This window comes from Corynebacterium macginleyi, from assembly GCF_003688935.1.
Taxonomy (GTDB): Bacteria; Actinomycetota; Actinomycetes; order Mycobacteriales; family Mycobacteriaceae; genus Corynebacterium; species Corynebacterium macginleyi.
Map to the genome: position 1 here is coordinate 1 of NZ_REGE01000004.1, position 17,017 is coordinate 17,017.

21 protein-coding genes and 2 pseudogenes are annotated in these 17,017 nt (G+C 56.5%); 12 read left to right on the forward strand and 11 right to left on the reverse strand.

Annotated elements, in window-relative coordinates:
• Nucleotides 1-124 precede the first annotated feature (124 nt).
• The 5 genes and pseudogenes from D9V82_RS12975 to D9V82_RS13075 form a co-directional block, all read right to left on the reverse strand.
• Nucleotides 125-457, reverse strand: a complete 333-nt coding sequence (locus D9V82_RS12975; protein WP_338079643.1) for a recombinase zinc ribbon domain-containing protein — start codon at nt 455-457, stop codon at nt 125-127.
• Nucleotides 437-1,345 (reverse strand): annotated as a pseudogene (locus D9V82_RS12980) (recombinase family protein); the annotation flags it as partial. The gene D9V82_RS12975 and the pseudogene D9V82_RS12980, both read right to left, overlap by 21 nt.
• Entirely contained in the window at nt 1,346-2,779 is a 1,434-nt protein-coding gene (locus D9V82_RS04220) for a recombinase family protein (protein WP_121911151.1), read from the reverse strand. It lies immediately after the preceding pseudogene.
• 19 nt (nt 2,780-2,798) lie between these two features.
• Complete coding sequence (locus tag D9V82_RS04225; RefSeq protein ID WP_234457480.1) at nt 2,799-3,008, reverse strand: dihydroorotase; 210 nt, start codon at nt 3,006-3,008, stop codon at nt 2,799-2,801.
• 895 nt (nt 3,009-3,903) lie between these two features.
• Entirely contained in the window at nt 3,904-4,131 is a 228-nt protein-coding gene (locus tag D9V82_RS13075) for a hypothetical protein (RefSeq protein ID WP_234458146.1), read from the reverse strand.
• 109 nt (nt 4,132-4,240) lie between these two features.
• Between D9V82_RS13075 and D9V82_RS04235 the strand changes: the two genes are divergently transcribed.
• The 9 genes from D9V82_RS04235 to D9V82_RS04265 all read left to right on the forward strand — a co-directional run bounded on the left by D9V82_RS04235 (nt 4,241) and on the right by D9V82_RS04265 (nt 8,810).
• A complete protein-coding gene (locus D9V82_RS04235; RefSeq protein WP_200448764.1) occupies nt 4,241-4,798 on the forward strand; it encodes a hypothetical protein in 558 nt (185 codons plus the stop codon).
• Between the two features lie 339 nt (nt 4,799-5,137).
• The gene (locus D9V82_RS12170; protein WP_167449726.1) at nt 5,138-5,305 is read left to right on the forward strand and encodes a hypothetical protein; all 168 of its coding nucleotides are present in this window, start codon (nt 5,138-5,140) and stop codon (nt 5,303-5,305) included.
• Nucleotides 5,306-5,383: 78 nt separating this feature from the next.
• Entirely contained in the window at nt 5,384-5,536 is a 153-nt protein-coding gene (locus tag D9V82_RS04240; RefSeq protein ID WP_234464927.1) for a hypothetical protein, read from the forward strand.
• Nucleotides 5,537-5,545: 9 nt separating this feature from the next.
• Complete coding sequence (locus D9V82_RS04245) at nt 5,546-5,875, forward strand: YbjQ family protein (protein ID WP_121911153.1); 330 nt, start codon at nt 5,546-5,548, stop codon at nt 5,873-5,875.
• Nucleotides 5,868-6,185: a hypothetical protein gene (locus tag D9V82_RS12605; RefSeq protein WP_239088619.1), complete on the forward strand. Its 318-nt coding sequence runs from the start codon at nt 5,868-5,870 to the stop codon at nt 6,183-6,185. The genes D9V82_RS04245 and D9V82_RS12605 overlap by 8 nt, the downstream gene beginning before the upstream one ends.
• On the forward strand, nt 6,178-6,663 hold the full coding sequence (locus D9V82_RS12610; protein ID WP_234458148.1) for an alpha/beta hydrolase family protein: 486 nt from the start codon (nt 6,178-6,180) through the stop codon (nt 6,661-6,663). The genes D9V82_RS12605 and D9V82_RS12610 overlap by 8 nt, the downstream gene beginning before the upstream one ends.
• A 91-nt stretch (nt 6,664-6,754) precedes the next feature.
• Nucleotides 6,755-7,039, forward strand: a complete 285-nt coding sequence (locus D9V82_RS04255) for an RNA-binding S4 domain-containing protein (protein ID WP_121911154.1) — start codon at nt 6,755-6,757, stop codon at nt 7,037-7,039.
• A complete protein-coding gene (locus tag D9V82_RS04260) occupies nt 7,040-7,867 on the forward strand; it encodes a VOC family protein (RefSeq protein ID WP_121911155.1) in 828 nt (275 codons plus the stop codon). It begins immediately after the preceding gene.
• A 94-nt stretch (nt 7,868-7,961) separates the two neighbouring features.
• The gene (locus D9V82_RS04265; protein ID WP_121911327.1) at nt 7,962-8,810 is read left to right on the forward strand and encodes a hypothetical protein; all 849 of its coding nucleotides are present in this window, start codon (nt 7,962-7,964) and stop codon (nt 8,808-8,810) included.
• Nucleotides 8,811-8,828: 18 nt separating this feature from the next.
• Here D9V82_RS04265 and D9V82_RS04270 read toward each other — a convergent pair whose 3' ends face one another.
• The 3 genes from D9V82_RS04270 to D9V82_RS13085 form a co-directional block, all read right to left on the reverse strand.
• Nucleotides 8,829-10,160, reverse strand: a complete 1,332-nt coding sequence (locus D9V82_RS04270) for an SLC5/6 family protein (RefSeq protein WP_121911156.1) — start codon at nt 10,158-10,160, stop codon at nt 8,829-8,831.
• A gap of 185 nt (nt 10,161-10,345) precedes the next feature.
• Nucleotides 10,346-10,516, reverse strand: a complete 171-nt coding sequence (locus D9V82_RS13080; RefSeq protein ID WP_121911157.1) for a helix-turn-helix domain-containing protein — start codon at nt 10,514-10,516, stop codon at nt 10,346-10,348.
• Nucleotides 10,443-10,679: a recombinase family protein gene (locus D9V82_RS13085; protein WP_121911158.1), complete on the reverse strand. Its 237-nt coding sequence runs from the start codon at nt 10,677-10,679 to the stop codon at nt 10,443-10,445. The genes D9V82_RS13080 and D9V82_RS13085 overlap by 74 nt, the downstream gene beginning before the upstream one ends.
• Before the next feature lie 264 nt (nt 10,680-10,943).
• On the opposite strand from D9V82_RS13085, the gene D9V82_RS04285 reads away from it, so the two are divergent.
• The gene (locus tag D9V82_RS04285; RefSeq protein WP_121911159.1) at nt 10,944-11,471 is read left to right on the forward strand and encodes a hypothetical protein; all 528 of its coding nucleotides are present in this window, start codon (nt 10,944-10,946) and stop codon (nt 11,469-11,471) included.
• A gap of 527 nt (nt 11,472-11,998) precedes the next feature.
• On the opposite strand, the gene D9V82_RS13090 is transcribed toward D9V82_RS04285, so the two are convergent.
• The 3 genes from D9V82_RS13090 to D9V82_RS04305 all read right to left on the reverse strand — a co-directional run bounded on the left by D9V82_RS13090 (nt 11,999) and on the right by D9V82_RS04305 (nt 14,090).
• Nucleotides 11,999-12,250: a helix-turn-helix domain-containing protein gene (locus tag D9V82_RS13090; protein WP_375231836.1), complete on the reverse strand. Its 252-nt coding sequence runs from the start codon at nt 12,248-12,250 to the stop codon at nt 11,999-12,001.
• Nucleotides 12,251-12,629: 379 nt separating this feature from the next.
• The gene (locus tag D9V82_RS04300) at nt 12,630-13,508 is read right to left on the reverse strand and encodes a PrsW family intramembrane metalloprotease (RefSeq protein WP_121911161.1); all 879 of its coding nucleotides are present in this window, start codon (nt 13,506-13,508) and stop codon (nt 12,630-12,632) included.
• The gene (locus D9V82_RS04305; protein WP_121911162.1) at nt 13,509-14,090 is read right to left on the reverse strand and encodes a hypothetical protein; all 582 of its coding nucleotides are present in this window, start codon (nt 14,088-14,090) and stop codon (nt 13,509-13,511) included.
• 42 nt (nt 14,091-14,132) lie between these two features.
• On the opposite strand from D9V82_RS04305, the gene D9V82_RS04310 reads away from it, so the two are divergent.
• Together D9V82_RS04310 and D9V82_RS04315 are read left to right on the forward strand one after the other, a co-directional pair.
• Nucleotides 14,133-16,067 carry a M13 family metallopeptidase gene (locus tag D9V82_RS04310; protein ID WP_121911163.1) on the forward strand — a complete coding sequence of 645 codons (1,935 nt, stop codon included), beginning with the start codon at nt 14,133-14,135 and terminating at the stop codon, nt 16,065-16,067.
• Between the two features lie 55 nt (nt 16,068-16,122).
• Nucleotides 16,123-17,000: pseudogene (locus tag D9V82_RS04315) on the forward strand (alpha/beta hydrolase).
• The last annotated feature ends 17 nt before the right edge of the window (nt 17,001-17,017 follow it).

The window sequence follows — 17,017 nt, forward strand, 5'->3', positions numbered from 1 at the left end:
CCAGATTCGCGGCTTCACGCCGGTACTCCGGGGTGTACTTCTTCCTTGACGAACTCACAATGAACATCCTCTCCTACGGACACAAGATCCGTACTAATAGGGTGTCCACTAAACGAGGGTAACCTCACTCCAGGTCGCTCGTGTCGAGGGCGTCGAGAACGGCTTGGTTGACACCGGTGTCGGTCGGTGACCCGAATCGAAGGCGAATGGCCTTAAGGAACATGTCCTTGAGTCGTTGATCGCTGATGTGCCCGGTATCGCATTTTTCCTGGCCTGCATATTTGTGGCCGCACCGCCAGATGACCTTTTCGTACTTACTGCCCGCGTGCCAGGTTTTCGAGCCGAAGAAGTGCCCACACTGGCTGCACTCGTAGGTCGATGAGAAGGGGCGGGTGCGGTGCTGGGTTCGCTGCTCTCTAGCGCCTTTAGCTATTTCGGCTTGGACGAAGTCCCACACTGCGGGGCTGATGATCGCCTCATGGCTGGCGGTGACGTAGTACTGGGGTACTTCGCCTTGGTTGATGACTTGACGCTTCGTCAGGTAGTCAGCGATGTACGACTTCTGCAGGAGGGCGTCACCCTTGTATTTCTCGTTGGTGAGAATCGCTCGTATGGATTGGTAATACCAGTTCTTGTTGCCTGTGGCGGTGAAGGTTTCTGGTTCGTCGGTGAGGATGCGGGCGATCGTACCGATGGACATGCCACCTAAGTACATGTTGTAGATCCGGCGCACGGTTTTGGCTTGCTCGGGGTTGATGACGAGGCTGCCGTCTTCGCCTTTGTCGTATCCGAGGAACCGAGAGTATGGGACGGTAACTTTGCCGTCGGCGAAGCGTTTGCGGTGTCCCCAGGTGACGTTTTCGGAGATGGAGCGGGCTTCTTCTTGCGCCAGGGAGCTCATGATGGTGATGAGGAGTTCACCCTTTGTGTCAAAGGTCCAGATGCCTTCTTTTTCGAAGAAGACCTCCACGCCTTAGTCTTTGAGGGCTCGAACGGTGGTGAGCGAGTCAACGGTGTTGCGGGCGAAACGGGACACGCTCTTGGTGATGATCAGGCCGATCTTGCCGTCGACTGCGTCGGTTACCATCTGCTGGAATCCGGCGCGGTGTTTGGTTGAGGTGCCGGTGATGCCTTCGTCGGTATAGACCTTGACGAACTGCCAGCCTGCGTGGTCGCTGATGTAGCGGGTGTAGTATTCGACTTGGGCTTCGTAGGACGTGACCTGATCGTCGTGGTCGGTGGACACGCGGGCGTACCCGGCGACCCTGCGCAGGGTTGTTTGACCAAGTGGCGCACCCGTGTGGAGCGCTCGGGTGGCGGGAATTGCTGTGACGGTGCGGGCCATCTAGCGTTCGCCTTGCTCGGCGCGCAGGCGCTCAGCCTCTGCCTTAGCCACGGCCCGGTACTTCGCCAATGCTTCTGGTGGTGTTGGTGCTTGCCGTGGGTTGTCTAGCCCCAGCCTTTTGGCTTCGGCCCAGCGGGCACGCACGAGTTCACCCCAGGCGGCTTTTCTTGCTGGGGTCCACGAGCTCTTCTTCAGGCTTGGTCGCCACGTGTGCGAGCTGCTGGTGCCATCAGTGTAATGAAACGTGTAATGGTCTTTTCCTTGCACGTCGATGTGGTCGATACGCTCGTTGAACACATCCTCGTCGAAGGCATCGATACCCAGGACTTGAGCGATGAAGGATTCCAGTGCCGTGTCAGAGATCTCGCAGGTGCCGCATCCGGTTTTCCGGCCTTTCTTCCGTTCGGTGCAGATCCAGTGCTCGGTGGAGATCGAGGTTTGGGTTTTCGGATTGCGTACGCTGCGCACAAACGAGCAGTCGCAGGACACGCATTTGATCTTCGACGTCAACGCCACAGTTTCTATGGACCAGTTCGCCCAGGCCCCGAGTTCACGTCGGCGTGCAATCTCGGTTTGTACAGCGGTGAAGGTGTCGCGGTCGATGATGGCGGGGATGGCGTCTTCCACCAGGTATTGCGGCAACTGGCCGGTATTGCGCACTGTTCGTCCGGGCCTACCCTCCGGAGTAGACCATCGTCCCAACAGGAGGTCGCCGGTGTAGTGCGGGTTCTTCAGGATGTGACGGACCCATTCGCCGGGCAACTTGTTGTCAGCCAGGTGTGGAACCCTGCCGTCAGCGATGAGCTGCGCGGCCATCTTTTCGCACGAGATCTTCGTCATGTACTGGGCGAAGATCCAGCGCACCACGGCTGTTTCTTCGATGATCTGCACGTCGGTGCCGTCAGCGGAGTCGGTGTAACCGTACAAGTGGAAGCCGTTCGCTTTGCCTTCTTCGAAGCTTCTCCAAATGCGCCACTTCACGTTTTGGCTGATTTGTTCCGATTCTGCCTGCGCGAAAGACGCCAGCAGGGTGAGCATGAGTTCACCGTCAGCGCTGGTTGAGGAGATGTTCTCCTTTTCGAATCGCACCTCCACCCCGAGGTCTTTCAACGCGCGAACGGTTTTGAGCAGGTCGACGGTGTTACGAGCGAAGCGCGAGAGCGACTTGGTGAGAATCAGGTCGATTGCCTCTTCACGGGCAAGGGCCAGCATTTCTTGGAACTGGGGTCGATGCGTGGTGGTTCCAGAGATTCCAGAATCGGCGAACACTCCGGCGAAAGTCCAGCCAGGAGTGTCGTGAATGAGTTGCTGGTAGTAGGAAACTTGGGTGGACAAACTCAGCGGTGTGCGTTCGGTTTCCATGCTGATGCGGGCATACACTGCCACTTTCACAAGTGGAGAAGCGCTGATCGGTGGCGGGGTGATTTGCTCCATTCTCTTCAAGGTATTTCTCCTATTCAGACAGGGTTTCAGGTTGTATCCATACATCACTCAAACCCTCGAGATAGTCAACGAAACTGGCTGTTTGTAGGGCTGCCAGCGGCGCATCTGGGGCGTCGAGGCGCTGGCACTCGGTGATGGCTTCGCGTGGGGTGAGGATGCCGCGTTCGAGAAGCTGCTTGACCTGCGTAAGCTGGTGATGAGCCTTCAGCTCGGCTGCCATGTTCATCGTTTACCGCCACGGGAATTGAAGCGGTGCTGGACGTAGCACGGGTGGCAGCAGTACTTGCGTTTCACCTGGCCAGTGCGAGCAACAGTGACCTGTTGGTGGCAGTTCGCGCACACCAATTCTTCGGTGACCACCCTGCGGTGGGCGGCCCACCAGGCTCGTCGACAGGCAGTGGAACAGAACTTTGATCCTTGCCGGAGCTTGATTGGCTTGCAGCAGTGCAAACACCACACTCCAACTGGGTCCGTGACCTGCTCAACTGCAGGATCGACGGTGATGCCGTGTCGCAGACAATAGGTCTTGACACTGTTGGCGTTTAGACCCAGGTGCGCAGCAATACGAGAGTAGGCAACCCCCGCAGCGCGCATCACCTGGATCTGATGGCGATCAGTCTGATTCAGAGCCATGAGCAGGCCCTCCTGGCAACGAGGCGAAAGGTGGTCGCCCATACGCCGGTCACGCCAGACGAAACCGGACAACAGAAACAAAGCTCGCTGCCGCGTTCGCGCCTGTGGCTGGGGTTTGCGCCTCTATTGGGTCTAGGCAGCTATTCTTTGCTCAATTCGCAATGCGAAGCGATCGACGTTTGAACCGCGACAGAGCAAGGGCGGGTGAAGAGGACTGACGACGACGGTGAACTCCCGGTGTTTCTCGACGACAAATCGTACCGAACCTGTTCAGAATGCGGCTCAGATTGTGTCCCTGACCCGTTTGTTCCAGACGAAGGCGAAGCAATCCGAATCGCGTTCAACTGCCCGAACTGTGGAGTGCAGTCCATCATCGACCCGTTCGAAGACCTGCGGTAAACACCAGCTCCGCTAACGCACAAAGGGCCCCGCCACCACCTCGATGAAGGTGATGACGGGGCCAGAGAGTGTTCTCGCGCGGGTTAGCCGATGCCGGGTTTCTCGTTAACGCGCTCCTGCACGGCAGCGTAGTTGCTTCCCAGTCGGCGCTTGCGCTCGTCCCCGTTGCCGTACTCGCCTCGGATGACTGCATCAGCGAGAGCGTCGATGTTGACGGAGGGCTTGGGTGCGGGCGGTGTGGGCTTTGCCGGTGCTGTGGGGGCGGGCTTGGTGCCGCTCATGCGGTCGTACCAGTACTGGGCGCGTGCCATGTAGGCCGCATGCTGGCTTCCTGCCAGCGAGGCCGGGCATTCGGTGGCAGAGAAATGCTTGTGGCCGAACACGTTCTTACCCCCACACGGGGTGTCCGAGCCTGTAGTAGTGGCAGATGGCAGCGACGAGGTGGGCACCGTTGAGGAATATTCTTATTCTTTCCCAGGTGTTGACGCAATTGTTCTAGATGCTGAGACCGGTGTTGCATTTCTCTTTGCTTATATTGAAGGAGAGCCTGAGCTTGTTGGAGGTGTAGACGCACCATGGGCTCGAGATGCGAATGGGGTGGAAGTTCCTACACATTTCGAAGTCCAAGGCAACGTCTTAACCCAAGTTGTCGAACACAAGTCAGGGGATTTTGCCTATCCGATTACTGCTGATCCTTCATGGTGGGATAACGTGAAGGGGTGGTTCAAGAGTGAAGGATCTTGGGTCGTCGGCAAAGCGAAATCGGCTGCTAACTGGCTTGGCCCGAAAGCAAAGTGGCTTAGTGGTAAATCTTGGTCAGGTACCAAATGGGTTGCAGGAAAGGGAAAAGTCGTCGCAAAAAAAGTCGGACCTGGCGCACTCGTGCTATGCTCTGTTGGAGCTGGATGGGCTTGGTATAGGTCTGATGCCTCCGGATGGGTTCGGGTCGGAGATGCGGCAGCGGGGTGTTTCTTGTGATGAACAGGCTACGTTTAGTGCGGGATGTTGTTCTGATTTTCTTCGTTCTGCTGATGTTGTCGACGAAGATTTCACAGAGCTGGGATTATTGGTGGGTAGCCTTGATTGGCACTGTATTCTTGATGCTCCCAGATTTTATCGGTCTAAGCCGAAAAGAAGATAGTCAGAAATAATTTCTTACTTGAGAGTGTGGGGCCCTGCTCAATGTGGATCACGTGTTTGTTCCATATTGAGCAGGGCCCCAGCGTCGCACTGTTGGGGAAGAATGGACGCGCTTCAGAACAAGGTCTCACCCCTCAAGGTTGACGGCAATTGTAATGCGGAATCAGTCACGGGGGTGTGTCGACATGGCGTGAGTTAGATTCCTGCTGGGATGATGTCGTCGATAAACTAGTGCCGCTTAGATTGAGCGCGTCCGGTGTCGATCAGCCAACAGTCCACCAGATCCAGCAGCTGCCCGAACACCATGATCTCCATCTCGCTGCGGTGAAGGTGAAGATGGGCTAAGCCGATGTAGGTGAGCCTGGTGAAAGTGGTCTCAACACTGGCCTCTATGTGTCCTTCGCCTGGTCTTTGGAAAGCCTCGTGCTCTTTGTAGGCGTGGCTTTGAGCACCCGTGCGGTCTCGAAGTGGATGGCTAAGAATTCCGCCTCGGTGAATATTGTCAGCGGCGTGGTCTTCTTGCTGCTGGGCGTGGTCATCCTAATTGAGGGAATGCATGGGTTTATAGCCATGTAATCTGGAGCCCTGATTTTTACCACTACTAATACCGTTGATGGCTACGAGATCACGGACTATATCCGCATTATCGCTGGGGAAACCGTCATCGGTATTAATATGCTGAAAGATTTCGGGGCATCCCTCCGCAATATCACCGGCGGGCGTTCCACCGGATACGAGAGCGAGGCCATCAAAGCGCGCGAGGCGGCGCTGGATGGGCTGTGGTGGCGCGGACAAGAACTCGGTGCCGATGGCGTGGTGGGCATCGCCTTTGATTATTCACCCATGGGTACCTCGAATGACATATTGATGGTCACGGTCACCGGCACGGCGGTGAAGCTGCGCGTCCATGATTAAGGTAGGCAAGAAAACGCTGGCCTTGTGCACCGGATTATGCGCGGTGGCTGGACTGATGGGAGGTTGCGAGGAAGAACTGCCGCAGCCGGGCAGCGTGCCAAATGAATCGCAAGGCGCGGACGATGGTTACATCACTACGCTGCCGGACCGAGGCACAACGGCTAACGGCCATTGCCAGATTATTAACCTGCAAAATCATCGCAGTTTTGTGGTGCACGTGCCGGTTAATGCGGATAAGCGCCGCCGCTTGCTCGTGGTCGTGGCGATGCACGGCTATGAGATGGACGCCGGCACCACATGCGGTGACTAGCTTGGAAGATGACCTCAAATACGTGGATGACACGATTGATTACGTTCGCCGCCACTATCCTGCCTCTGATACCACCTATGGCGTGGGCTTTTCCAATGGTGGCGGATTCGCCCACGCGGTGACCTGCAAGCGGCCGGGACTATTTGATGCGGTGGCTACGGGTTCGGCGGTCAAGTATGACCGCGTGGAAGAAGACTGCGCCAGCGAACCCACTGTTTACCTCGATATTCACAGCACGGAGGACGTGCTCATGAAATACGGTGGCGAGCACCAGCACGGTGCGCACTACCGCTCGGTGAAGCAATCGCTACGCGGAATCGCGAGGGAGAAGGGGTGCAATCCGTTTCCAAAGAGGCGCCGGAAGAAGCGGTGGAGCACTTCACCTGGCGGGTATGTGATGCGCGCACTGAGCAGTACACCATCCGCGGCAGCACGCATACGTGGAATGGCGGGGCCACGGACCATTCCGGTTTGGTGAAAGCGGAGTGGACCACCGATACGGTGCCGGACTTTTTCCATAGTGCCCACTCGTAGCGAGCGCAGCGTGCGGGCTGGGTAAGCTGGGCGGCATGCTAGACATTCCTATCAACGGCGACTCCATCAAATTGGGCCAGTTCATCAAGCTGGCCAGCTTGGTGGCTACCGGCGGCGAGGCCAAGGAGCTCATTGTAGAAGGTGTGGTTACGGTCAACGGCGATCCCGAAACGCGCCGGGGCGCCATGCTCCGCCCAGGCGATGAGGTGTGCATCGAGGATGCCTGCGCGCGCGTGGGCGAGCCCGACGATGATGATGACTATTTTGATGAAGCCACCGCAGACGATAACTTTGATCCGGAAAAGTGGAGGAATATGTAGATGCCAGCATTTGAAGCTGAAGTGGGCATGCCCTACTGGATTGACCTGGCCACCTCGGATCCGCGCAAGTCCGCCCACTTTTATGAGCAGGTCTTGGGCTGGGAAATCTCGGCCGAGTCCCAAGAGGAAAACCCCTACCAGATGGCGCGCCTGCAGGGTCTGCCTATTGCTGGGCTCATCCCGCAACCGGACGAGGCGCCCATGCCGGATACTTGGGTGACCTATTTCCTCTCCAAGGACATCGACGGCGATTGCCAGCGCACGGAGAACCTCGGCGGGCGCATCCTCGCCGCGCCCCAACCCGTGCAGCTGGGGCACATGGCACTGCTTGCCGATGCCGCCGGTGGCATGTTCGGCCTCATCCAGCCCTCCGGCCCGGGGCACTTCGTCGCTGGTGGCGAACCTGGCACCCCAGTGTGGTACGAGTTGACCGCCACGACGCGATTCCAGCAGGTCATGGACTTTTATGGCGAGCTATTTAATTGGGAGATTCGCGCCATGGAGTCTGAGGATGAGAATTTCATTTACGCCACCGCGGAAGAAGACGGTGCGCCGTTTGCCGGCCTGTGGAATGCCGAAGGCCAGTTCCCACCCCAGGTGCCGAGCTTTTGGCAGACCTACCTAGGGGTGTGCGATATCGATGAAGCTGCCAAGAAAGCGGTGGAGTTCGGCGGTGAAATCATCCGCGAGCCGTGGGACTCCCCCTTCGGGCGCATGTGCCTGCTCGCGGACTCCACCGGCGCGACCATCACCCTGACTGAGGTCGAAGACGCGCCCGAGGATGAGCCCACCGAATCCGATGACGTGCTCAACCCCACCAGGGAATAAGCGCGGGGAGAGGCGTTTCATGATGGAGCAGTAGGGAAACTTTTTACAGTTATAGCCTGCGGTGCGGCACCTCTCCCGCTACACTAAATGCATTATGAAAAAATTAGCAATTAGTTCTCTCCTTACCGCACTTTCCTTCGTGACCATTCCCGCTGCTCAAGCGGTCAGCCTTGATCCCCAATCCGTGCCTGATCGTACGCAAATCACCGTTAGGCACGACTCCGGCGCTACCGTCTCTACTGCCAACAGCCACGAGTCCCGCCCGGCGCTGTCCTTGAGCAAGCTCTACCTGGGATATTGGGTGCTCAAGTATGGTTCTGCCGCCGATAAGGCCCAAGTGGAACATATGATTCGCTACAGCGACGATAAAGTGGCCAGCGACCTGGACCGACGTTACCCGCAGGCCATTTCCAGCATCATCCGGGAATTCGGGCTGAGCGAGACTCACTACACCGGCTACTGGGGAACCACGAAGACCTCAACCGAAGATGTCGCACGGTTTATTGCCGAGATCCAGCACGATCCCATCGCAGCGCCCATTTTCGCGGGGATGGCCACTGCCGCTCCGGTGGCTGCGGATGGGTACCGCCAGGATTTCGGTACCTCCCACATTCCCGGAGTGTGGGGCACCAAATTCGGATGGTCCGATGACCGCACCATTCACGCCTCCGTATCTACTGGGCATGGGTTTACCGTAGCCGCCAATACGTACGGTGATGCGCAGACTCATACTGCGGATGTCACGCACGGCAGCGGCAATGTCCGTTTCGGCGGGTCCAGTGAGGCCATCGGCGCGCGCATTGAACATCACCTCAACCTGCAGGGACCTGTGCAGCAGGCGCTTCGCGATGCCACCCGCACCACGGCCGACCTTGAGCGCCAAGCGTGCGCGAACGCTAATCAAGCACTAGCGCAGCTAAGCCAGATGCGGGTGTGCCAATAAGCGCCGAGTAAATGGCCCTTAGATTAAGTTCCAGACGGTCACGGCCATAATGACAAGGCCCATGCCAAAGACGAAGTAATTCCAGATATCGTTTTTGAACCGGGAATAATCGTTGACTTTTTTGAACATGTAGACCGGCAGCAAATAGACCAAGAATGCCACGAAGATGCCGCCGACCACCGAAATCATATCCATGATGGAAGGGTTGAACACTGCCACCAGGGTCGTTGCTATGAATACGATGACATAAATGATGTTGAGGAGCGCGCGGCGCGAGAGCTTATTGGCCAGGCGAGGCACGGCAATGCGCAGGAGATACTCGGTGCCTTCCTCGGAGCCGAGCATGTGTCCAAAATACGAAGAAATGATCGCACATACGGTAATGAGCGGTGCCATATAACCTATGAACGGTGTGCCGGTGGAGTTGGCGAAATAAGACAGGACCGGGATATTTTGGTCGATCGCCTCATTCATCCCGTCCGCGCCGAGCGCGAGAACGCAGGACCAGACGAAGAACATGGTAAATACCACGAGTATCGCGGCGGTATAGAGCTCTACACGGGAAACGAATTTCTCTGTTTTCTTGCCGTAGGCTGGTTGCACGTCGACGGAGAACTGTGACAATGCGGCCATGTGGGAGAAGGAAAAGACCAGCACCGGCAGGATGAGCACAATGCCCTTGAGGATTCCCAGCAGGCCGCCGTCGTATTCAACGTTTCGGAAGCTTTCGAAATCCCACTTGGGGATCAAATAAATAGAGGTAGCCGCCAGGGCGACGATGAGCGGGTAGACCAGCATTTGCGCCAGCCACAGCATGGGGCGGCGGCCGATGGCAAAAAGGCCCGTCATGACGCCCACGCAGGCAATGGATAATATCCACCGATTGATGCTTGGACCGCCGAGCTGGTTGACGATGAAACTATCGACCACATTGGTGATGCTGATGCCGTAAATGAGCACCGTTGGCACGATAGCCAGCCAATACATGATGGCAATGAAAAGACCGCTATTGCGGCCAAGGTAGTAGCGCACCAACTCCAGGACGTCCTTGCCGTGCTGTTCTGGTGGCGCGCCGCTGACTATGCGGGCGTAGGTCCGGTGGGAAAAATATACCAGCGGGAAAATGAAGACGGTGGCAAAGACGAGTGGCCAAAATCCGAAGGCGCCGGCGTTGAGCGGCAAGAAAAGGATGCCGGCTCCCACACTGGTGCCAAAAAGTGCAATGACCCAAGATAGGGTGGAGCCCACTGCCTTTTGTCGGTTGGTTTCCTCGGCGGAACATTTCGGAGCTGCCCCCTCAGCACTTTCCGTGCTGTCATCCGTGCGAGACTCGTGGGGCGGGGCATTCATGTAGGTCCTCAGTCCTTAAAATGGAGGATAAGTGGCAATAGCGCCTTGTAGGGAGTATAACGACAATTACTACCCTCGTGTGTCTTAACCCACATATTTATCCGCCCGGTGCGCTTCAAATTATTCAGGCGTGCCCCGCAACCGCGTTTATCCACACAGCGGAGGAATTTTGCCGGGCATATTGTTTATAACCTATGTGGCAGCCAGAACTCCGGCGGACCTTCGTTGAGCAGCCTATACAGCGAGGGTCGACCAACTCCCAGCCTCTTAGCAATCACAGTCTTAGGTACACCGGCTTCCATATCTCGCTGAGCTGATTCCCACTGCTCCCGACTGATCCTCGATGTGCTGTACATCCCCCCTGCGTCGAGATGGCGCGATTCCTTCTGCCTGACGCTGTCTAATCGTTTCTCGTTCGAACTCCGCTACCGCTGCGAGGAGCGTAATGACCAGCTTCCGGTTCAAGGCATCCGTACCCTCCTGTACCAAAGCCACCTTGGAACAAGCTCTTAACTGCATGTTTCTCACACCCTCACATCCCCACAGGGGTGTTCCAATGAGTACTCGGAAACATTAGTGGCGAAGGTATTTGATATGTGTCAAGATTGTGGTGGGTACCGCCTGGGCGGTTTTTCCTAGAGATGTAGCTGCGATGCGGAGCTTAAAAATTTCTGAGGGTCACATTGCTCCTCTATGGTACCCAACTTACGATGATAACTATATCCGATAACGGAAAAGCTTTCGTTGGGAAGTATTTTTGTTGAAACACATGGAAGGTGCTCAATGAAAAAAACTTTATCTAAGAAAGTCGCAGTCGCCAGTCTTGCGGTAATGATTTCATTCTCCGGAGTATCTTTGGCTAACGCGGAACCCGTGCAACATGCTCCTATTGAGCAAAGTGGAAAGTTCAAAGTTAGTGCAAAGGACGTCTCAATAATCAATCACCTTCGCCGAGAAGAGGGGCTACCTAGCCTACCTAAAGAAGTAGATTCAATTAAGCTTGATTCTGACCTTAAGATGAAGGGTTTTGACAAGAACGGAAAGCCTGTAAGTTTCCCTGATCATGCGGTTTCAAGTAAAGCGCAAAAGCAAATCCAAACGTACGATTCGGGCGATTCAGTCATGCGGAACGCCGCTCAAGCAGTAGTTGGGTGTGTAGCTGGTGTTGTTGGTTACGATGAAATTCTCGACATTCTCGAGCGTCGCGTCGGAAAACTTGCTTTTGTTAAGTTTCTCGCTAAGAGGGTCGGGTGGGGTCTCGCGCTTTCTTGCGTAGGCGGAGGCGTATCTGCCGCCATGGGGTGGGAGTAGAACCAGACGCTCATGTTCTTCTTGGTTATCCTAGCTATGACCTGCTTGTATGGTCTTCACCCTCTTTTTTGGGATACGCAACCAAAAACTTGGGAGGCTTATTTTCAAGGGTTCTTTATCGCTCTTATCGTCGCATCGCTGGTCACTGCTAGAGGGCGTGAATCTCTTAGAAGGATTGCCCGAGTGATAGAAGGGAAGCCGCGCGACGGTGAGAGCCATCTATTCTGACAGTGACAAAGAAGAACGTTGCCTTCCTTCGCAAGAGCTAAGGGAGGCAACGTAGCGGTTAGTAATCTTTATCGGCTATACCTGTTTCCAAGTCAGTTTCTCATGCCGCCTCGACTTTTTGGATGTAGACCAACCTTCATGGTTCTGTATTTGGATACACTTCTTAAAGCCCGCTCACCTAGAGAGTGTCTAATGGTTTGTGTGTAGGTGTTAGGACCACGGATTTAGTAACGCTGTAGTGAGCAACTAGTAACGCTCGGGTGAGTATCGAGTAACACCCAGGCGTCGACCGTGAGCAGTTACTCCGTATTGGCTTCTAGGCGCATGTTCGGCCCTTCCAGCGTGATGATCTCAGCGCCAACGACAAGCCGATTCAGTATCACTCGGCAATGACAGCATCCGGGATGGACTTGAGTAATACTGGCGATTTGTGCATGGGTTGTGATCTGGTGTTCCGCCATTGTGTGGCGGGCTTTTTGGACTGTGGTGTGTGAGCATCGCACAGTCGAGCAGATTTGGCGGACGGACCAGCCTTGTAAGACTAGGTCCATCAAGGTCCGGTAATCAGTCACGATCGGACTCCTCTGATGATGCCGCGTGTCCTTTTGCCACGCGGTTAGAAGAATCTTCTCCCAAAGCGTTACTCGATACTCACCATTGCGTTAACCGATAGTCACCACATTGTTACTAGATACCCCCGCGCAACATGTAGGTTTTCACCTGCATAAGGAGATGGACCAGAATGACCTAGTGTGGCACGACGAGATCTAAGTTGATAAAGCCGTAAAGTGATGCGATTGAAGCGAAGCTTACTGATGAGCTAGTCACTTCTACCACGGATGCTAATGACCTGGTTCAGGGTATGCTGCAAGTCATTATTTGTCATATACGTAGCAACTAGTCTCTGGAATGCGATTGCTTTGGACAAAACTACAAGGAGAACACGCACGCTGGGTGCTGGCGGGTGAAAACCAGCGCGTCCGCGGCGGTGCTGTGACTATAGCTTTCGTCGCTCCTCGCGTATTTATTGCAACGCCGAATGAGCCAAATGCTTAACGGGTACAGGATGAGTGCCACGACGAGGGACTGGATGACGCCGATGATAGCGGAATCGTACAGATAGTTCCAGCCAAAGTGCAGGAGGAAGGATGCCGCGAGGCAGCCGAGTGCCACGCTGATGCGCCACCAGAGCGGCTTGGCCGCTGCGTAGAGGGCCCAGCCGATGCCCCAACCGGCTAGCGCCGTGAGCAAAATGTGTAGGCCAGGACCACCGATTAGGCGAATGCCCCACATCTGGACGAGCCCCGTAAAATCGCTTTCCGGGTGGGTGGTAGCGCCCATGGAGCCATAGAGGATGTTTTCGTTGGCCTCAAAGCCTAGACCGATGACGGCGCCGACCATCCACCCATGCCAGGGGCGGTTGAGTTGGCGGAAGGACAGCAGGATAAATAAAACGCCTATGGCCTTGGAAATCTCTTCGGGGTAGGCGCCGGCCCATGCCATGAAGGAATTGACCCACCCAGAATTAATGGCGAGCTCCATGACCGGTGGGGCACTTATAGACGATAAGCTCATGGCCACGCCGGAGCCCCATAACAAGGCTAGCGGTACCCACACCCGCGCCGGGCGTGCCCACATGGGGCTACGGCGCATTAGCGCAATGACTATCGCGACAATGATCGCCGCGATGAGAAAGCTGATAAGGCCTATCAGCGGTGAGATAAGCAGCGTCATGAACGTTTGGTAGAGAAAACCGATCAGGCCGAGACCGGAGAAAATCCACAACGCGGTGTGAAAAAGTTTAGACATTTAAACCAGGGCCTTTCCAGAAAAATCCGCGATATCAGTAGCAACTTCGTCTGGTAGCTCTCCCTGTCCAAAGGCTTTCCAGAGGCGTTCCGTGGTCGTGCGCGTAGCCGCAGAATCCCCGGTAATAGTGATCACCCAGTCCTTATTTTCATTCGCGCCGGTGCCGTTTATGGAGATTGCAGCGGTGGAGGAGGGGGTATCGGCAAGCGCGAGGGAACCGTCTTTTCCTTCATGGACCTCGCTTTCCGGAAGACCGGGAGCCCTGCCGTAGGCCCGGACCATGCGGCGCAGGGTGTGCTCATCGTCGTCGGTATCTTCCACGATGACCGCCTGCACGCTGGCGTCACCGCAGGTCCAGCCAGCGCTGGCCAGCGAAGCATGATCGCGCTCACAGTACAGATCGGAGACCGTAATATCCCATTTGTGGATGGGATCGGACAGGGTTACCTGCTCCATATCGGCGTGGTGCGGTGGTAACATCGCGTGGACGATTGCAGGCAAGGCGAGGACCACCGTCACGCAGGCAGTCGCGCCAATAAAGAGGCCGCGCTGCCGGGCTGGTGGAAAGCGGAATTTTTCCATAGCTCATACCTTAACCGGAACCTTTGGCCTACAGTGGCAACCATGAAAGATCTTTATCAATTAGTTAACGGACCTTGGGTAGAAAATCACGTTGTTCCAGAGGATCGCGGCGTGGATGGCACCTTCCATGCTCTGCGTGATGAAGCAGAAGAGCTGGTTCATGCCATAGTCAAAGATAACGAGGGCCGCCCCGGCAAGCTGTATGCATCCTTCATGGATACCGCCGGTGTTAACGATGCTGGCATGGCCCCATTGGATGCGGACCTTGACCGCTTGAGCGCTGGCGATCCCACGGAATTGGCGTACCGCTTGGGCGAGCTCGAGCGTGAGGGCGTGGGGGCACCGGCGACGTTCTGGGTAGAAAAAGACTCTGGATCGGAAGAGGCCGTTGCCTATATCGTGCAATCTGGGTTGGGTCTGCCGGATGAGGCTTACTATCGCGAAGAAGCGCACGCGGAAACGCTGGTCGCCTACGAGAAGCATGTTGCCGAGATGCTGGGTTTTATTGAGCCTAGCCGACTTTTTGGCCTTGGTACCGAGGTTGCCGCCCAACGCATCGTGGGCCTGGAAAAAGAGCTAGCAGCAGGACATTGGGACGTGGTCTCTACCCGCGATGCGGTAAAGACTAATAACCCGTGCGAATTTTCTGAGTTGCCTTCCATTGCCCAAGCATTGTTCGCCGGCGGGAAGCTTCCGGAGCACCGCGTGGTCAATATGATGCCGTCCTACCTTGAGCACCTAGAAAAGCTTTTTACCGCCGACCGCATGGCCGATTGGCAGCTGTGGGCCACCTGGCACATCCTGCGCGCCCGCGCGGCCCTCTTGCCGGAGGAAGTAGGCGCCAAGAACTTTGAGTTCTACGGCACCCGGCTTTCTGGCGCCACTCAGCAGCGTGACCGCTGGAAGCGGGCGGTGGGGCTAGCAGAAAGCCTTGTAGGGGAGGAAATTGGCAAGGAATTCGTAGACGCGCACTTCCCAGAGTCCTCCAAGCGCGACATGGATGAGCTGGTGGACTACCTTATCGCCGCCTACCGCGAGCGCATTTCCCAGCTGGAGTGGATGACCCCGCAGACCCGCGAGCGTGCCCTAGAAAAGCTCTCCCAATTCAAGGCCAAGATTGGTATGCCGGATACCTGGCGTGATTACTCCGGGTTGGAAATATCTGAACGGGGCGCGGATTTGATTGCGAATGCCCGCGCGGGGGCCGCTTTTTCCCACGACTATGAGCTGGAAAAAATTGGCAAGCCCACCAACCGCGATGAGTGGGTCACCACGCCGCAGACCGTCAACGCGTTCTATAACCCAGTGGTCAATGACATCACCTTTCCGGCTGCCATCCTGCGCCCTCCGTTCTATAATCCAGATGCGGATGCAGCGGAGAACTTCGGCGCCATTGGCTCTGTCATTGGGCACGAAATTGGCCATGGATTCGACGACCAGGGCTCGCAATTCGATGGGCAGGGCAACCTGAAATCTTGGTGGTCCGATGAGGACCGCGCGGACTTTGAGGCCCTTACGGCGAAGTTAGTCGAGCAATTCGATGGCCAGATCCCCACGGTTCTCAAGGACGCTGGTATCGAATCTGCTGGCGTCAACGGTAAATTCACCTTGGGTGAGAACATTGGTGACCTGGGTGGATTGGGCATTTCCGTTGTGGCGTTTAAGAATTACTGCGCCGATAAGGGTATTGATCTGCTGGGCCAAGAAGAGAAATTTGTGGTCGACGGTGCCGAGCCGGAATTAGCCGAGCACACCTATAATGGCCTGCAGCGCTTCTTCTTGTCCTGGGCCCGAGTCTGGCGCACCGCCATTCGCCCGGAGATGGCGACTCAGTACTTGGCCATTGACCCGCACTCGCCTGCGGAGTTTCGCTGCAACCTCATCGCCGCGAATATTGCAGAGTTCTACGAGGCCTTCGACGTGGACAAAGACTCCGCGATGTACCTGGCCCCAGAGCACCGGGTTACCATCTGGTAAATCAGTTCCCCGAGCCTCCTTGAACGTCTCATGTGCACGCGTAGGCTCGGGGGTTATGACTGATGCACACGATAAGGATCCGCACCGACCGCTAGAGCCCGGCCAAGAATGGCGCATCGGCGGACAAGACCGCCAGATGAGTGAGCACGAACAGCTGGAGCAGCTGGTTTCTTATATCGACGCCCATTATCAGATGCCGGACTTTCGCCCGCCTTGGGCTGGTGGTGGTTCGCCGGAGGCGGACCAATATTGCGCACTGCTGCCAGACCGTATCACCCACGCCGCCATGATGGTATTGGGCACCGGTGTTAATCACGCGCTACCCGGCACGGCGTTTACAGACGGCATCACCGTAGAGTCTGCCGAGTTCGGCGCGATTTTCTGCCCCTCCGAGCCCACCGGTCGATGGGCGGTATCGCTGCACTCCGGCGGCTGGTGGCGCGGCGGTGGCAAGGCGCTGGACATGCAGTGGCGGCCCGAGGTTGCCGCCGCCGCGCAGCTTTCCGGGACTACGATTATTGACGTGGATTATCCGCTCGCGCCGGAGCATACTGTCAAAGAGATGGTTGCTGCGGTCAACCGCGCCATTGATTATGCACGTAAGCAGGGCGCGTCCCACGTGACCACGTGGGGATATTCTTCCGGCGGCGCGTTGGCGGCGCTCGCGCCTGCCGATGCCTCTTGCTCACCTTCCCCGATTTCGGCGCGCTTGCCAATCTGCCGGAGGATTACCGCGTGGGCTATGAACTACCCACGCAGTTGCCGGAGACCTTTGTGCAGACCGCGACCGAAGATGAGATAGCCGATCGCGTCTACATCCCGCAGGCAAAAGAACGCGATTACGTCTCAACCCACCGCGTATCCACTCCGGCCGTTGCACGCCAGCGGATACAGGATGCAGCCGGATTTTTACGCGGTGAACTGGCGCAATAACACCGGCTGCGGCTGGG

Bases quoted from the DNA above. Each gene is read 5' to 3' on its own strand.
- D9V82_RS04255 (WP_121911154.1), top strand. From the start codon at position 6,755: ATGCTAGACATTCCTATCAACGGCGACTCCATCAAATTGGGCCAGTTC.
- D9V82_RS04225 (WP_234457480.1), bottom strand. From the start codon at position 3,008: ATGGCAGCCGAGCTGAAGGCTCATCACCAGCTTACGCAGGTCAAGCAG.
- D9V82_RS04285 (WP_121911159.1), top strand. From the start codon at position 10,944: ATGAAAAAAACTTTATCTAAGAAAGTCGCAGTCGCCAGTCTTGCGGTA.
- D9V82_RS04310 (WP_121911163.1), top strand. From the start codon at position 14,133: ATGAAAGATCTTTATCAATTAGTTAACGGACCTTGGGTAGAAAATCAC.
- D9V82_RS04220 (WP_121911151.1), bottom strand. From the start codon at position 2,779: ATGGAGCAAATCACCCCGCCACCGATCAGCGCTTCTCCACTTGTGAAA.
- D9V82_RS13090 (WP_375231836.1), bottom strand. From the start codon at position 12,250: ATGGACCTAGTCTTACAAGGCTGGTCCGTCCGCCAAATCTGCTCGACT.
- D9V82_RS13080 (WP_121911157.1), bottom strand. From the start codon at position 10,516: ATGTACAGCACATCGAGGATCAGTCGGGAGCAGTGGGAATCAGCTCAG.
- D9V82_RS04260 (WP_121911155.1), top strand. From the start codon at position 7,040: ATGCCAGCATTTGAAGCTGAAGTGGGCATGCCCTACTGGATTGACCTG.
- D9V82_RS13075 (WP_234458146.1), bottom strand. From the start codon at position 4,131: ATGGCACGCGCCCAGTACTGGTACGACCGCATGAGCGGCACCAAGCCC.
- D9V82_RS04265 (WP_121911327.1), top strand. From the start codon at position 7,962: ATGAAAAAATTAGCAATTAGTTCTCTCCTTACCGCACTTTCCTTCGTG.
- D9V82_RS04305 (WP_121911162.1), bottom strand. From the start codon at position 14,090: ATGGAAAAATTCCGCTTTCCACCAGCCCGGCAGCGCGGCCTCTTTATT.
- D9V82_RS04270 (WP_121911156.1), bottom strand. From the start codon at position 10,160: ATGAATGCCCCGCCCCACGAGTCTCGCACGGATGACAGCACGGAAAGT.
- D9V82_RS12605 (WP_239088619.1), top strand. From the start codon at position 5,868: ATGATTAAGGTAGGCAAGAAAACGCTGGCCTTGTGCACCGGATTATGC.
- D9V82_RS13085 (WP_121911158.1), bottom strand. From the start codon at position 10,679: ATGCAGTTAAGAGCTTGTTCCAAGGTGGCTTTGGTACAGGAGGGTACG.
- D9V82_RS04300 (WP_121911161.1), bottom strand. From the start codon at position 13,508: ATGTCTAAACTTTTTCACACCGCGTTGTGGATTTTCTCCGGTCTCGGC.